The organism is Flavobacterium sp. KKT103 (assembly GCF_055640565.1).
The window spans coordinates 2,779,579-2,795,234 of sequence record NZ_CM145766.1 but is presented as its reverse complement, the minus strand read 5'-3'; the positions used below and the strand labels follow the sequence as shown (position 1 = coordinate 2,795,234).

Annotated in this window: 12 protein-coding genes; 8 read left to right on the top strand and 4 right to left on the bottom strand. The window is 35.2% G+C overall.

The features are described from left to right. Positions 1-10 precede the first annotated feature (10 nt). Both ACZ2G0_RS11985 and ACZ2G0_RS11980 read left to right on the top strand, forming a co-directional pair. Positions 11-1,420: a RagB/SusD family nutrient uptake outer membrane protein gene (locus ACZ2G0_RS11985; protein ID WP_255493188.1), complete on the top strand. Its 1,410-nt coding sequence runs from the start codon at positions 11-13 to the stop codon at positions 1,418-1,420. A 4-nt stretch (positions 1,421-1,424) separates the two neighbouring features. After that, positions 1,425-4,007: a S9 family peptidase gene (locus ACZ2G0_RS11980; RefSeq protein WP_417982760.1), complete on the top strand. Its 2,583-nt coding sequence runs from the start codon at positions 1,425-1,427 to the stop codon at positions 4,005-4,007. A 43-nt stretch (positions 4,008-4,050) separates the two neighbouring features. Here ACZ2G0_RS11980 and ACZ2G0_RS11975 read toward each other — a convergent pair whose 3' ends face one another. The 4 genes from ACZ2G0_RS11975 to ACZ2G0_RS11960 all read right to left on the bottom strand — a co-directional run bounded on the left by ACZ2G0_RS11975 (position 4,051) and on the right by ACZ2G0_RS11960 (position 7,332). Beyond that, the gene (locus tag ACZ2G0_RS11975; protein ID WP_086452579.1) at positions 4,051-4,329 is read right to left on the bottom strand and encodes a DUF6520 family protein; all 279 of its coding nucleotides are present in this window, start codon (positions 4,327-4,329) and stop codon (positions 4,051-4,053) included. A gap of 89 nt (positions 4,330-4,418) precedes the next feature. Further along, entirely contained in the window at positions 4,419-5,903 is a 1,485-nt protein-coding gene (locus ACZ2G0_RS11970) for a MauE/DoxX family redox-associated membrane protein (RefSeq protein ID WP_086452580.1), read from the bottom strand. Positions 5,904-5,990: 87 nt separating this feature from the next. Next, positions 5,991-6,911 carry an AraC family transcriptional regulator gene (locus ACZ2G0_RS11965; RefSeq protein WP_132067398.1) on the bottom strand — a complete coding sequence of 307 codons (921 nt, stop codon included), beginning with the start codon at positions 6,909-6,911 and terminating at the stop codon, positions 5,991-5,993. Between the two features lie 37 nt (positions 6,912-6,948). Further along, positions 6,949-7,332, bottom strand: a complete 384-nt coding sequence (locus tag ACZ2G0_RS11960; protein ID WP_086452582.1) for a DUF7793 family protein — start codon at positions 7,330-7,332, stop codon at positions 6,949-6,951. 222 nt (positions 7,333-7,554) lie between these two features. Between ACZ2G0_RS11960 and ACZ2G0_RS11955 the strand changes: the two genes are divergently transcribed. The 6 genes from ACZ2G0_RS11955 to ACZ2G0_RS11930 all read left to right on the top strand — a co-directional run bounded on the left by ACZ2G0_RS11955 (position 7,555) and on the right by ACZ2G0_RS11930 (position 15,551). After that, entirely contained in the window at positions 7,555-9,984 is a 2,430-nt protein-coding gene (locus ACZ2G0_RS11955; protein WP_086452583.1) for a bifunctional aminotransferase class I/II-fold pyridoxal phosphate-dependent enzyme/GNAT family N-acetyltransferase, read from the top strand. Between the two features lie 31 nt (positions 9,985-10,015). Further along, positions 10,016-10,849, top strand: a complete 834-nt coding sequence (locus ACZ2G0_RS11950) for an RteC domain-containing protein (protein WP_113667154.1) — start codon at positions 10,016-10,018, stop codon at positions 10,847-10,849. Between the two features lie 484 nt (positions 10,850-11,333). Beyond that, positions 11,334-11,642 carry a helix-turn-helix domain-containing protein gene (locus ACZ2G0_RS11945; protein WP_086452585.1) on the top strand — a complete coding sequence of 103 codons (309 nt, stop codon included), beginning with the start codon at positions 11,334-11,336 and terminating at the stop codon, positions 11,640-11,642. 83 nt (positions 11,643-11,725) lie between these two features. Next, positions 11,726-13,180 carry a DUF3945 domain-containing protein gene (locus tag ACZ2G0_RS11940; RefSeq protein ID WP_417982763.1) on the top strand — a complete coding sequence of 485 codons (1,455 nt, stop codon included), beginning with the start codon at positions 11,726-11,728 and terminating at the stop codon, positions 13,178-13,180. 60 nt (positions 13,181-13,240) lie between these two features. Further along, the gene (locus tag ACZ2G0_RS11935) at positions 13,241-15,331 is read left to right on the top strand and encodes a type IA DNA topoisomerase (protein WP_417982765.1); all 2,091 of its coding nucleotides are present in this window, start codon (positions 13,241-13,243) and stop codon (positions 15,329-15,331) included. Next, complete coding sequence (locus tag ACZ2G0_RS11930) at positions 15,273-15,551, top strand: ORF6N domain-containing protein (protein WP_086452588.1); 279 nt, start codon at positions 15,273-15,275, stop codon at positions 15,549-15,551. Before ACZ2G0_RS11935 ends, ACZ2G0_RS11930 begins: the two co-directional genes overlap by 59 nt. Positions 15,552-15,656 lie beyond the last annotated feature (105 nt).

Sequence of the window (15,656 nt, the reverse complement as noted above, 5' to 3'; positions counted from 1 at the left end):
AAATAGTAATATGAAAAATTTACAATTTATAATGGTACTAACAAAGCCATTCCAGCTGTATCGCATTCTTTTGGTTTTGGCACTAATACTGTCTTCAAGTTCCTGTAGTGATTTTGTCGAGGTTCCATTACCTAATTCTCAGCTTACAGGAACTACAGTTTTTGAAAGTGAATTGACAGCAAATGCAGCAATGGCACAAATCTATGCACAACTTCGTGACGGCGGCATCCTATCTGGATTACCTACTGGTGCATCTGTTAGAATGGGATTGTACGCTGATGAATTACAAGATTATACCAACTCTACAATTTCCTTACCTATTTACAACAATGCGCTTACGGCTGACAATGCTACTGTGGCGTCACTTTGGACTTCAAGCTATAGTCAAATATATAATGCAAATTCAGTTATTCAAGGTGTTGAAAATTCGACTGGGTTACCTATTGCGGTTAAAAACAGAGTGTCGGGTGAAGCACTATTCGTTCGTGCTCTAGTGCATTTTTATCTGTTGCAAATTTATGGTAGCATCCCCTATATTACAGGAACCAATTATGAAATTAATAGAAAAGTTACACGTAGTGCTGCTGATGAAGTATATGCAGCAATCGCGAAGGATTTAGAAATTGCCAGTTCTAGATTGCCTGAAAATTATAGTTCTTCGGATCGTGCAAAACCCAATAAAATGGTGGCCAAAGCCATGCTGGCGAGAGTATATTTATACATGAATAAAAATACAGCAGCAGCAAATGAAGCAACTACTGTTATCAATAGTCCGCTTTATGCTTGGGAAACGGATTTAAACAAGATTTTTCTAAGAAATAGTAAAACTACTATCTGGCAATTAGCATCAGCAACAGCGGTACGAAATAGTAATGAAGGTACAACTTTTATTTTCGTATCAGGACCGCCACCAGTTTGTGCGCTTCGTACGGATTTTATGAATGCATTTGAAACAGGCGACCAACGCAAAGTGAATTGGACAAAGTCAGTTACCACCGGACTAAATACTTGGAATCATCCCAATAAATACAAACTACGTACTGCAACAACAAGTTCGCAGGAATATTCTATTGTGTTGCGCTTAGCAGAACAATATTTGATCAGAGCCGAGGCAAGAGCAAAACAAGGCGATTTAGCGGGCGCAAAAGAGGATTTAAATAAAATAAGAACGACCGCTGGCTTACCAATAACTACATCATCTATCGCCACTGAAATTTTGTCTGAAATTCAAAAACAACGAAGATTTGAGTTTTTTACTGAACACGGCCATCGCTTTTTTGATTTAAAGCGCAGTGGAACAGTCGATGGAATACTATCTGTTTCAAAACCAGGCTGGAACAGTTCAGATATTTTGTGGCCTATTCCAGAGCTAGAATTGAACGCAAATCCTAATTTACAACCACAAAACACAGGTTATTAAAGTCATGAAGTTATTAAAAAACAATAGTACTATCGCTTTCAGTTATTCTTGTAAAAAAACAATTTTGACAATTTGGATAGTAATATCCTGCTCTATTTACGGGCAGGATAATTCCAAAAAGAATATTGCTGTAGCAGAGTATGAAAGGTGGGGCAAATTAGAAAACAGAGCTATTTCCCAGAAAGGAAACTGGATATCATTTGATATGCAGTACAGCAATGGTTCAGATACACTCTTTGTAAAACATACCCAGAAAAATATTGTATTTAGTTTTCCACTAGGAACACAAGGCAAATTTGGTGGTGAAATTGCATTTGGTGCCTTTCAAGGAGATAAAGTAATAGTAACCAACTTAGAAAGTAGTGAAAGTACTGTTATAGCGAATAGTGCTGCTTTTGAATTTGCCAACAGCGGGAAAATTATCGTGAGCTATTCCAATGATGGGGAATTGATAGTAAGGACCATCAAAAATAAAGAAATTATCCAACTTCCAAATGTAATAGAATACCAATTGGACCAGCTTAATAATATCCTGACTTATCTAAGTAACCATAAAGGGAAAAGTAGTTTCGGAACAATAAATCTTAGGACAAACCAAAAAACTGAATATCACACAACGCAAAACAAATTATCTGGTCTGACATTAGCAGAATATGGAAAAGGTGTTTTTTGGCTCGAAGAGGGCATCAACGGGAAATACACAAAACTGAATTTCTACAAAACCCAAGATAAAAGTATTCAAACCTTTGAACCAAAATCATTCTTAAATTTTCCAGAAAAGCATGAAATTGTTACCACAAAGTCTTTCAAAATTTCAAGTGATGGTAAAAGGGTGTTTTTTGGAATCGCGAAAGTCAAAGAAGAGGCAACACCAAAAAAAGACGATGTCGAGGTTTGGGATACAGAAGATTTATGGATTTATCCAAAAGCAAGTAGGGAAAATTTAGAAGGGTATTCCACTTTATCGGTTTGGTTTATTGAAGAAAAGCGCTGGAATACGATTACAAGTAAAGAATTTCCTTTTGTACAGCTTAACGGCAGTAAATCAGTTGCATTACTTTACAATCCAACTGCATATGCGCCTCATTTTAAACGCTATGGTGAGGTTGACTATTTCTTGTACAATCTGGCTGATGGTACCAAAAAGTTATTTTTAGAAAAGCAACCTGGCGAAAATTACTTATTGTCTTTTTCCCCAAATGGAGCGTACATATGCTATTTTAAAGATAAAAATTGGTGGCTGTACAATATAAAAACACAATCTACAGTGTCAATTGTGCCACCTACAGGTTCCGAATGGGTTTCAACTGATTTAAAGTACATAACAAGACCACATGTTTTTGGAATGAAAGGATGGAGTGATAATGGAGAATACCTTTTGCTACAAGATGAATTCGATATCTATCAATTTCACATCAAAACAAATAAACTAAAACGCATTACAAATGGACGAGAAAGTAGTACTCACTTCACTGTAGAGGGTTCAAACATCAAGCAAATAGGAAATGATAATTACAATGGTTGGGCTCTTACTGAAATTAATGCGACTACTAATTTAATCGTTTCATCAAGAAATTCGACTACCAAAGCACAACAATTCAAATTAGTTTCTACATCCAACACTTTAATTCCAGTAGCAAACAATGATACAAAATCAGATGAATTGCGTAGAGTCAATAATGAAGTGTATGTCTATCGAGAACAATCGCATAATGAGTCTCCAAGAATTGTATTATTTAAAAACGGTGTAAATAAGGTTCTGTTTGAAAGCAATACCCATGATAAAAAATTTAATCAAGGAAAGGTAGAACTAATTTCATTTTCGAATTCAAAAGGAGACAAACTGCAAGGTTTATTATACTATCCTGTAAATTATGAAGCAGGCAAAAAATATCCGATGATAATCAATGTGTACTCTCAAATCACTAACTCATTGCATGAATATTGCATTCCGACTTTATACAACGATACCGGTTTTAATGTAAAGCATTTTGTGCAACAAAATTATTTTGTATTATTACCAGATGTGAAATATTATGAAGGAGAAACCGGAAATAGTGCACTGGATTGTGTTGTTGCTGCAAACAATGCCGTTGTAAAAACAGGAATGATTGACATAAAGCATATTGGCTTAATAGGGCATTCTTTCGGAGGTTATGAAACAAATTACATTATTACAAAATCGAATATTTTTGCAGCGGCAGTATCGGGTGCAGCAATTTCAGACATGGTAAGTTGGTATTTTAGTAACTCAAAAAGTCTCAATATCCCAGAATTATGGCGAAGTGAATCGCAACAATGGAGAATAGGAAAATCTATTTTTGAAGACAAAGAGTTGTACCTAAAAAATTCACCAATACTTTATGCAGATAATATTACTACACCATTACTGTCTTGGGTGGGTAAAATGGAGACTAATTTACCCTACGAACAGAGTTTACTTTTTTATAATGCATTGAGAAGAGCCAAGAAGAAGAATGTTTTATTGGTATATCCAAAAGACCAGCATGTAATTGTAATCAAGGAGAATAAAATGGACCTTACAAAACGAATTACCGATTGGTTTGACCGATATTTAAAGGAATAAAATAAATAAGTGCAGTTTGAAAAAACTGCACTTATTCGTTAATCTACGGATTAACAGTTCTAAAAAGCGGCGTAGAACAGGTCGTTTCACTATCTTTATCGAATACTTGTGAAGAACCACTCATACAAAAAGCATTTCCAGTAACATCGCAATCTACGTTTACCAGTTTACAACTGGAAGGGAGTGGTGAATGGATATAACCATTAATAATTGCAGTAGCCGTTTGGCTTTCTTTAGCCGTACTAGTGGTTACAGCAGCAGCACTAGCCAATGAGAATGCTACCATTGGAAGCACCATCAATTTTAAAAAATCTGTTTTCATAATAAAAAAATTAATAATTATTATTTCGATCTACTCTTTTCTACAGGTTTTCGATCTTACCCCTGATACCGGCCAGTATATCTTTCATTTTATTTTTTTAGTTGCGTTAACATTGGGGTCCCAAAAGTATATTTTACAATTTGATGTCCTACTATTGCATACAAGGCCTTTTCAGTTATCAATAAATCACTCATTTTCATTTTATTTTCGTGGTAGATGTAGAAACTGAATAAATAGATTTTATTCGTAATATCATAAACATCAATTATAGAAGCATGGTCCCAGTTTTTTTTACTTTCGTAACGACCACGAAGCCCTGATTGATTAAACAAAAGTTCATTAAAGGCAGCACTTCTTAAATTAACAGTATAAGGCGGAGCTGCAAGTTTACTATCCCCTGATTTTTTGACTCTGACTACTTTTAATTTAGCTCTGGTAGTGGTATCTATAGTCGTAACGTGATGGACAAGTTGCAAAGCTGTATCGGCTACAATAAATTGATTCCGATAGAAATACGTATAAACGATTTTCTTTAAACCCTCACTGTAAGTCAGGGTTCCGTCCGTGTCAAAAATACCGTCTATTTGTTTTTGTAATAAGTGCTTTTGCTTTCTAATTTTTAAAGAATCATCTAAAGCTATTGTACCCAATATATTTTCGTAAGTACCTAATTGTTGCCCTCTAAATACACAAAGAGTAGAATCAATTGGCTGTAATGTAGTAAAGTAAGGTTTTTTGGTAACCCAAATGGTAGCTTTCCAATCAGAAACTAAACCCCGATAAATGATAGGAATAGAACCATCATAAAGAAAAAAATGAGCACCCAAAATTTTTGTTTTAACGGCTCTAAAAGGTAAAGTATCCGGAGTAAGTTGAATAGAATATTGTTTTTTATGTTGCAATGTGCTGTCAAACTCAATGATAGTTAAAGGAGAAATGGTATTTCCTAAATAGATATTTCCTTTAGAGTGGCCGGCAAAGTAAAATCCATAATTATTTAAGTTTTTTGTTAAAGTCCTTGATGCAACGTTAGGAGTAAATCGACGAATAAATGGATTTTGCTTCTTCATAGTATCCTCTGATGATAGAAATAAAAAAACAACGAAAAGCACACTTGATACTACTATTAATAACAGTGAGATAATCCCTTTTTTATCATATTGATGAAGCAACAGACTACAACTACCTATGAAAATGAAAAAAAGGTTGAAAATCAAGTGTTCATTCCATCCTAACTTTTCTAAAATTCCACCACAAGAGCATGGAATAAACGAACTAAAATTCAAAATCAAAATAATATATGTAGTAAAAACAGTCATTAAGCCCACTGATAAATAAAGGGCCTTTATTCGACTTACTCGCAGAGATAAAGCAACTACTAGTCCCAATTCCGCAAAAATTACAAGAAACGAGATAGAAGCAGCATAAGCACTTAAAAGTGGAGACTGGCCTAATTGTGTTTGAAAGTTTTCAAAATCAATTAGTTTACTGATTGCAGCATACGTAAACAAAATGATATACAGGAAGCAGACCATCTCTAAAAATACATTTTGTAATTTAATATTCAGTTTCATAGTACTTTTTATTTAAAGCAAAATTCTGAATTATAAAATGACTATAGTTGTCTTTTTGGGAGTAAGAGATGACTAAAACGGATAACTTTAATCCTCAACTGACGAAATAAAACCAACTTCATTTCGCTTTAATTCGTTGGGAGAAAAACCAAATTGTTTTTTAAATGATTTTGAAAAATTTGGATAATTATTAAAACCATTCATGACAGAAATATTTTTTAACGGTATTCCAGTATGTTCAATCATAAAGAAAGCTCTTTTGAGACGCTCTTGATTATAAAACTGATAAATACTAGTCTTAAAAAAATGGCGAAAACCATCTTTTAATTTATGTTCATTAGTACCAAATTTAGAAGAAAGCACCTTTAAGGAGGGAAGGGGTTCTTCAAGGTGTGCTAAAATATAATCATAAAGTTTTTGAATCAATAACGCATCTGCCTTTCGAGTTTTATTATGTTTCTCGTTTTCATTCCCATACAGTAAAGGACTATAAGTATCTTGACGTGCAGGAGTAACCAGATTTATTATAATTTCCGAACCATTAACCAACCTTACAATGTTACTGGCAACCGAAATAGGTAAATGTTCTTTAGGTGTAAAATCTAATGTAATAGTTGTAGGCAAAGTACTATTTGCATCAACTACTTCTTGAAGTTGTTCAAAAGAAGCTGTAGTAATAATGTCCGCCAAAGATAGGTTGATCAACTCAGATTCGGAATGACCCAAAAAGGAAGTAACTTCAGGAGTAAAGCTCTTGATTAAAAAAGACGAATCTAAAACAAATGTGCTTATAGCTGTAACTTGAAGGGTCTTATGTGTATTAATGTAACCAATTTGAAAAACCGACTCCTGCATTTCTTCCGCTACCATATTAATTAAAACAACTAGCGTTTCCAATTGTTCATCATTTGAACTTAAAGGAATGCGCGTGTTGAAATTGCCACGTGCCATCTCAAATAACATTTGATGAATTGTAACAATACGCTCTTCGTTGTATGTTTTATTCATAAGATTCAACTTTTAATTTTTTATCTTATAGTAAACGCTAAACAAACCCTTTTAGATAAATTAAAGCGTCATCTTCTTTCGTGAAAATTTGAGTAGGTACAGAGGGCTTACTAATCTCTACATAAAAAGTACTAATAATCAAGGAAAGTTTTTCATTTACAATAAGTGCTACTGCTTGCGTCAAAATAGAGCCCGACTGTGCTAAATGATCTCTTCCAGCTTTCTCAGTAGCAACAACACCCCTAATATCACATAAAATAGGATAAGTACATTCGTTTTGAAAATGAATTCTATCGGTTACAACGCACTGGGCTACCCTTAAATCAATAGTAGTATTAGGCTTGTATTCAAAAAAGAGAATGCCCCCAGAGATCCAAAACCTAGCAAAATCATTCTCATAAAAATCATGTGCTGCAATCATGTTTTACGAATTTAATTTTTCTAATTTAACAAAAATATAAACATCTATTAATAAGACACTTGCCAATTTGGGATTATTTGTTGCAATTTGGAAGTTTTAGTTGTCAATTCGGGACTTTGACTTGTTATATCGGGAGTATTGAGGTATTGGATGAAATAACTTTCAATTTTTATGATGAATTTTAGATATCTAAATTTTTAAAACAACTTAAACAATTTAAAAATGGCAAAAATTAAGCACAATAATTTCATAGACACAGTTGATGAGGTTTTATCAGGAGCAAAAAAAGAAGGATTACTACATCTATATGCAGAAGACAAAAAATTGACAGGTAGGACAATCCAAGTTAAGGGAAAGGAAATGTTTCATTTTGGTACAACAGGTTACTTGGGACTCGAACAAGACATTCGGTTGAAAGAGGCTGCAATAGCAGCCATAAACAATTATGGTACACAATTCCCACTTTCAAAGTCATATATTTCGCATCCGCTTTACAGTGAACTAGAGCAAAAAATTGAATTAATGTATGGTATACCACCCATTATAACAAAGAACAGTACATTAGGACATTTAGCTGTTATCCCGACATTGATAAGAGATGAAGATGCCGTAATAATGGATCATCAAGTACATTGGAGTGTACAAAATGCGTGTCAGCTTTTAAAGCTACGGGGAATTCCAGTGGAGATGATCAGACATAGTAATTTGGAAATGTTAGAAGATAAAATCAAACAATTAACTACCAAATGCAATAAAATCTGGTATATGGCTGATGGTGTATATTCCATGTTTGGTGATTATGCACCTATCCCAGAATTATTGGCTTTGACTCAAAAATATTCTCAGCTTAATCTCTATTTTGACGATGTTCATGGTATGAGTTGGCGAGGTAAAAATGGAACTGGTTTTATTTTTGATATGATAGAAGAACTTCCAGAAAATTGTATTGTGGTGAGTACATTAAGCAAAACCTTTGGAGCCAGTGGTGCGACGGTATTTTGCAGGAATCAGAAACTAAGAGATAAAATCAAAAATTTCGGCGGTCCATTAACTTTTTCCGCTCAGTTAGAACCTGCATCTGTAGCAGCAGCAATCGCTTCGGCAGACATTCATTTATCTCCTGAAATAGAATTGAAACAAAAAGTGCTAGCGGATAAAATCGATTATTTTAACCAGTTATTATCAAACGGAAACCTCCCCATAATTTCAAAAAATGATTCGCCAGTGTTCTTTTTGGGTATGGGTACGCCTGCAACAGCTTATAAGTTTGTGCATCGCCTATTTGAAGAAGGATTTTTTCTGAACTTGGGAATTTATCCAGCAGTTCCAATAAAGAATACAGGAATCAGAATAACATTATCGAGCCACAATAAGCTAGAAGATATTACAGCCTTAGCTGATGCAATGGAATACCATTTTCCCAAAGCTTTGGAAGAAACAAATAGTAGTGAAATCAAAATCAGACGGGCTTTTGGAATGGACAATAAAAAAGCAGAAAATATTTCACAATCAAAAGAGCAGGAGCTTTTTATCGAAGAAAAAAATACCATTCAAGATATTGAAAAATCAGCATGGAATCAATACATGGGAAAACAAAATATTTTCGATTGGGATGGAATTGTTTATTTAGAAAAAACATTTAGTCAGCATCCAGACCCGACTAACCAATGGGATTTTTACTATTATATCATTAAAGACAACAAAGGTATCATAGTATTAATGACCTTTGTTACCTACGGTCTTTGGAAAGACGACATGCTGGCTACTGAGTCGGTTTCTATCCATTTGGAAGAAATAAGAAAGACTAATCCTTTATACCTCACCTCAAGAGTATTGGGTATGGGCTCTCTATTTACCGAAGGAGAACACTGCTTTATCAATCAGGAACATCCTTTGGCAGAAAAAGCATTGAAACTATTATTGGATAAGCTAGAAGAAAAATTCAATGACTTAAATGCAGACATGTTAGTTTTAAGAGATTTCGAAAAAGACAACAGCTACAACAAAATAATAGTAGATCAAGGTTATTTCAAAATAGACATGCCGGAATCCTGTGTAATTGAAAATCAAGTTTGGCATTCACACGAAGAGTTTACAAAAACATTATCGTTGCGTTCCCGTAAACATTTCAATAAAGAGATAGAACCTTATGAGAAGTACTATGATGTTGTAATAAAAGATAAATTGAGCAAATCAGAAATAGGAAGAGCATATCAACTCTACAACAATGTAAAAGACAATAATTACGCTATCAATACATTCCGATATACCCAAAAAATTTTCGAAAACATGAATGAAAGTCCCAACTGGGAATTTATAGTATTAGCCCTGAAAGTAGAGCCTGAAAATCCATTTGTAGGAGTTATGTTTTGCTACAAAAATGACAATCATACCTATGTACCGGAATTAATAGGTATGGATTATAAATGGGCGAAAGAATACCAACTGTACAGGCAATTGTTATTTCAAACCATAAAAAGAGCTAATGAGTTGCAACTTCAAAAGATAGATTTTGGAGTGTCAGCCTCATTTGAAAAAAGAAAATTAGGAGCTAGGATAATTCCAAAAGTAGCCTATGTTCAGGCAAGAGACAATTACGCAATGGAACTTATGAATACTTTGCAAAATGATTACAAATCAATTGCAAAATGACGAAAGATATTGACAACTAATATTTAAAAAGATGTTTGAAAAAGCGATTGAATCATTTAATGCTGTCTGCAATGAAATTTTAGAGGCAAACGATACAATGCAAAATAAGGCTTGCAATGGAATTGTATTGTGTAATAAAACATTAACGAACTTAAAAGAGATAGTTGATAAAAATGATTTCAACACCGTTCCGGAGGAGATCGATTTTTTCAAAAATATCAAACCCGTTCCTATGAGTTTATTGATCTATTTTACAGAAGTGCGTTCCTGCGAGCTAAGAATGCCAAAAGCGGGAAACACTTATAAAGTCGAATTCCTCCAAAAAGAATTGCGGAAAATTAATAAGTTCTTTTACAGAAATGCCGATTTTGTGCATTATATGGAACAAGGATACAGTTATCTGGATCATCAATTCTTTACTCGAAACCATCGCGATAATTTTCCCTTTACACCTATGACTGATTATTACCAATTTCCGGAATTTTCAACATCGCAAGACATGCTCTGGGCAAAAGTAAAGGCGATGTATCGATTTATTCATTACATCCGACAAGCACTAAAAAGACTAAAAGTGGATGATTCTGATATTTTTGAAGAAAAAAAGCATAAAGTATTGGTATGGACAGGGCCAAAAACAGCTTTGACAGAATTAATCTACGCCTTGTTTTCTAATGGAACAATCAATCATGGTGCGGCAGATATTAATATGATAACGACATCATTTGAAGATTTTTTCAACATCAAACTAGATAACATTTATAAAACCTATACTGAAATTAAAGCACGTAAAAGCAGTAAGACAAAATTTCTGGAGGAATTAACGCTAAACCTACAGCAAAAAATGTATAGAGAAGACCAAGAATAAAGCCTTAACCACTATGCCCACAAGCAGTAAATCCTGATTTTAAAAGGATATACTGCTTTTTTTTATGCCAGAATCAATCAAAGAACAATTATCAGAAAAATTAAGGTTTTTACTTTTTTCATACTACGAAAGCCATGGGGATAAAATCCAATAAAAGCTGCTGAATTTTATAAAAACATACTAAACAGTACTAATCTAAAAACAGAAATCATGGTTTCACTCATTTTTCATGAGAAGATCACTCAAATAATTGGAGCCTAAAAAGAGAATATTTTAAATCGAATAAGAAATCATCATTTTATGGAGAATTATTTTCCAGTAAAACCAAGGCTTTAAGAATTTTAAATGTTAAAATTTTTCAGTACTACGAAAGCCATTGGGATAAAATCCAACAAAAGCAACTGAATTTTGTAAAAGCATTTTAAACAGTACCTCTATCTGGAAGAATTGCTACATACTGCGTATTGAACCTAAATTTTTGATTATGAATATCGACAGAATAGAATTTATGGCTTGGATGGAGCGAATAATGGAGCGATTTGACATCCTTATGGAATTGGCAAGTGGGACTAAAAATCAACATGCGATTATTGATGGAGAAGAGCTGTTGGACAATCAGGATATTTTACAAATACTGAAGATAAGCCCACGATCCTTGCAGCGTTACCGCTCTTCCGGTAAGTTACCCTATTATACTATTAGTGGAAAAATTTATTATAAGCTCTCAGATGTGCACCAGTTCATCAGAGAAAGCTTTACCTCTCCCTTGTCCAAAGCAAAAGTCAACGGCTGACAAATGATGTCAATTAAAGCCAACCAAAGAGAAACAGTGGCAGCTTCTTTACTTTCGGCATAGAAATAGAAAATATTCAGATTATGAGCGAACAAACTTTAGATACACCAAAATCTCCCGAACAATTATCTGAGATATTATTGGTACTGGATAAAGAGAAAAAGAAAATTCAGGCTGTAAAGGGCATTGATAAAAATGGCAAGCTGGAAACCGTTGAACCTATAAAGAAAAACCAGAACCAGTTTATGCGGGTGGATAAGAATGGCGATTTATTTTCTAACTTTTTTTCTAATTTTTTCAGCCAATTAAAGGATCCTACTCGTTTTTCCTTTTTCAAAGTTACTGAACCTGTCGCTATTGATATGGCAAATGAAATGCAAAAACAGATGGATAGACCAACTCCCGAAGTAGAACAGCTGATGAAGCAACACGAAGTGAAAGCAGAACCTGATAAAAATAATAATAAACAAGAAAATAGAAATAGTATGGAAACAACACAGACAACATCGGAAACAGGTGGATACCGTTACAAACCAGAACAGATTGACTGGGAAACAATGAACAATCTAGGATTGAATAAAGAAAAACTTGAAAAGATGAACCTCCTTGATCCTTTATTGAGAGGTTTTAAAACCAATGAGCTTGTACCAGTAAGCCTTAATCTCGGCACTGCCGTTACTCGGATGGATGCACGACTGTCTTTACAACAAAATGATGAAGGAGCGGTTGTGGTTGCTATTCATGGTATCCGCAAAGAACCTAATCTGAATTTTGCTTTTTTCGGTCATGAGTTCAGTAAGGAAGATAAAGAGAACCTGCTCCAAACAGGCAATATGGGGCGTGTGGTCAATCTGATCAATCCTAAAACTAATGAGACCATTCTCTCTATTGTCAGCGTGGATAGGCTGACTAATGAGCTTATTGCTCTGCGAACAGACAAAATCAAAATCCCTGATGAGATCAAAGGCGTGAAACTGGATGATGTACAAAAGCAAACCCTTATGGAGGGTAAGCCGCTTCATATAGAGGGTATGACTTCCAAAAAAGGAACTTCGTTTGATGCAGAGGTACAATTCAATGCCGACAAACGTTTTGTAGAGTTCTTGTTTGACAGGAATAATACCAATAAGCAGGTACAAGGTAATGAGAAAAAACAATCGCTGGAAACTCCGAAAACTTTTAGAGGTAAAGAACTAGATGATGAGCAATATCAAAAGTTCAAAGACGGTCAGACTGTTTATGTTAGTGGATTGGTGGATAAGAAAGGTAAAGAATACAATGGCTACATTACTTTCAACAAGGGGACAAACAAAACAGATTTTTCTTTTCAAAACCCGAACAAAATCAAAGAAGAGGCAAAACCTACTGAAGCTCATAAAACACAGACGGCAGTCAATTCTGAAGGCAAAACCAATGAAGCGACCAAGAATATCAAAGAGCCTTTAAAATCAGGACAAAAAAATCCCGACAGCAAGGAACAGCTGGAGGAACAGGAAGCAGCCAAAGCGCCGGCCAAATCTAAAGGACGTAAAATGTAATGTGTCATGAAATGCCTTTTGCATTCCATGTGACAAATAAAAAACAGTAAAAAAAAACACATGAAAGTAGTTATTGCTGAAAAACCAAGTGTAGCAAGGGAAATAGCCAGCCTGTTGGGAGCCTCCGAAAAAAAGGACGGTTATCTGACAGGTAACGACTATTATGTTACGTGGGCTTTTGGACATTTGGTTGGATTGGGTATGCCGGAAGATTACGGCATTTCCGGGTTTCAGAAATCGTCCTTGCCGATACTTCCCAATCCTTTTTTATTGACCGTCCGAAAAGTCAAAAAAGACAAAATCTATATAGCAGATACAGGAGCGTTAAAGCAGTTAAAGGTAATTGAACATCTCATTAATCGTAGTGAAAAGATAATTGTTGCAACCGATGCCGGGCGTGAGGGTGAACTGATATTCCGCTATATCTATGAATACCTCAAAAGCAACAAACCCTTTGAACGTCTTTGGATTAGTTCGCTGACCGAAAAGGCAATCAAGCAGGGCTTTGACAACCTAAAACCTGGTAGCGATTTTGACGGATTATATCAGGCAGCGCAGTGGAGGAGCCGAGCTGATTGGCTTTTGGGCATCAACGCTTCTCAGGCATTAAGCATTGCTGCAGGCAACGGGATTTATTCGCTTGGAAGAGTACAGACACCTACACTTGCTTTAATATGCAGGCGTTATCTGGAAAATAGAAATTTTTCGGTACAGCAATACTGGCAAATACAGGTGTCCCATACAAAAGAGTTCATAGACTTTAAAAGCCTTTCCAAAAACAAATGGCAAGATAAAAAGCTGGTGGAAAATATATTAAAGTCCATGGAAAGAAATGGCAATACAGTTACGGTCACCACTGTAGAAACCAAAAATGTGACGGAACAACCGCCTTTGCTGTTTGATCTGACTGGCTTACAAAAAGAAGCTAATAAAAAGTTGAATCTGACGGCTGAAGAAACCTTGAACATTGTCCAAAGCCTGTATGAAAAGAAATTTATTACTTACCCACGCACTGGGAGTAAGTATATTCCTGAAGATATGTGGGCAGAGATTCCAAATCTTATCAGGGCTTTGCAGGAAATGGTAGCCTTCAAGCGAGCAATAACCAAAGTGAAATGGGGGCATTTCAATAAACGTATCGTAAACGACCTTCGTGTTACAGATCATCATGGTCTGCTGATTACGGACAAAATCCCTTCGGCATTAAAGGCAAAGGAAAATGCCGTTTACAATATGATTGCCTTTCGACTACTTGAAGCAATTTCACAAGCCTGTACAAAAGAGATAACCGATATTACTTTACAGGCTTTGCATTATGATTTTGCCCTGAAAGGCTGCAAGATATTGGAACCAGGTTGGCGGTCCATCAAAGGCAGTTTTTCAGATAATGATACTGGACCTATGCAGGAATTACCCGAACTAAAAAAAGGTGATGAACTCAAAATCAAAGATGCTTCGGTTTTGGAAAAGAAAACCAGACCACCTGTGCTTTATACTGAGGCCGGACTTTTATCAGCTATGGAAACGGCAGGAAAGGAGATTGAAAATGAAGAGGAGCGAAAAGCAATGCAAAACGTAGGTATTGGTACACCAGCCACAAGAGCCGCCATTATTGAAACCCTGTTTAGCCGTAACTATATCCAAAGGGAAAATAGATCCCTGATACCTACCGGTAAAGGATTGCAAGTCTATGAACTGGTCAAAGACAAGAAAATTGCCGATTTAGCAATGACCGCAGAGTGGGAGCTGGCTTTGCAGAAAATTGAAAACAACGAAAGTAATGCGGAAGCTTTTCAAAAAGAAATGGAAATCTATGCCACATCTATTACCAATGAATTGCTGCAAACGGCCATTGCACAAGAAAACACGCCTACCCTTGTTTGTCCTAAATGCAAAAAGGAGCAACTGATTATTAGGGATAAAATTGTTAAATGTCCTGATGAGGTCTGCAACTGGGTACAGTTCCGAAATGTATGTGGTGTGCATGTAAGCATAACTGATATAGAAAGTCTTGTCAATACTGGCAAAACTTCTCTTATAAGAGGAATGAAAAGTAAAGCTGGAAAGAAATTCGAGGCCTATATTGTATTGAATGAAAAAGGGGAAAGCTCCTTTGAATTTGAAAAATCTAATTTATCAGGTAGAAACTAAAGTCTTTAATCAGGCTGTAAAGCGGAATATAGACCGCTTTCCTGAAAACTTCCGTTTCCAGTTGACCCAAGATGAATTTGATACTATAACCTTGAGGTCACAATTTGTGAACTCAAGTTTGAATTATGCGGGAAGGCGTTATCTGCCTTATGCTTTTACCGAACAAGGTATCGCTATGCTCTTATCTGTGCTCCGCAGCTATACTGCCGTAAAAGGATGACCACGACCGTTTTCTCATAATTATAATACCGAACTCTATCATATTGGAGTATCATTTAAAGATCTGGGTAAAAAATGGTTTGCCTTTTCAAGAATGGATATTGAG

Excerpts from the sequence above, each read along its gene's own strand:
- ACZ2G0_RS11930 (WP_086452588.1), top strand. The coding sequence starts at position 15,273 with ATGAAAAAGGGGAAAGCTCCTTTGAATTTGAAAAATCTAATTTATCAG.
- ACZ2G0_RS11975 (WP_086452579.1), bottom strand. The coding sequence starts at position 4,329 with ATGAAAACAGATTTTTTAAAATTGATGGTGCTTCCAATGGTAGCATTC.
- ACZ2G0_RS11945 (WP_086452585.1), top strand. The coding sequence starts at position 11,334 with ATGAATATCGACAGAATAGAATTTATGGCTTGGATGGAGCGAATAATG.
- ACZ2G0_RS11955 (WP_086452583.1), top strand. The coding sequence starts at position 7,555 with ATGGCAAAAATTAAGCACAATAATTTCATAGACACAGTTGATGAGGTT.
- ACZ2G0_RS11950 (WP_113667154.1), top strand. The coding sequence starts at position 10,016 with ATGTTTGAAAAAGCGATTGAATCATTTAATGCTGTCTGCAATGAAATT.
- ACZ2G0_RS11965 (WP_132067398.1), bottom strand. The coding sequence starts at position 6,911 with ATGAATAAAACATACAACGAAGAGCGTATTGTTACAATTCATCAAATG.
- ACZ2G0_RS11935 (WP_417982765.1), top strand. The coding sequence starts at position 13,241 with ATGAAAGTAGTTATTGCTGAAAAACCAAGTGTAGCAAGGGAAATAGCC.
- ACZ2G0_RS11940 (WP_417982763.1), top strand. The coding sequence starts at position 11,726 with ATGAGCGAACAAACTTTAGATACACCAAAATCTCCCGAACAATTATCT.
- ACZ2G0_RS11970 (WP_086452580.1), bottom strand. The coding sequence starts at position 5,903 with ATGAAACTGAATATTAAATTACAAAATGTATTTTTAGAGATGGTCTGC.
- ACZ2G0_RS11980 (WP_417982760.1), top strand. The coding sequence starts at position 1,425 with ATGAAGTTATTAAAAAACAATAGTACTATCGCTTTCAGTTATTCTTGT.
- ACZ2G0_RS11985 (WP_255493188.1), top strand. The coding sequence starts at position 11 with ATGAAAAATTTACAATTTATAATGGTACTAACAAAGCCATTCCAGCTG.
- ACZ2G0_RS11960 (WP_086452582.1), bottom strand. The coding sequence starts at position 7,332 with ATGATTGCAGCACATGATTTTTATGAGAATGATTTTGCTAGGTTTTGG.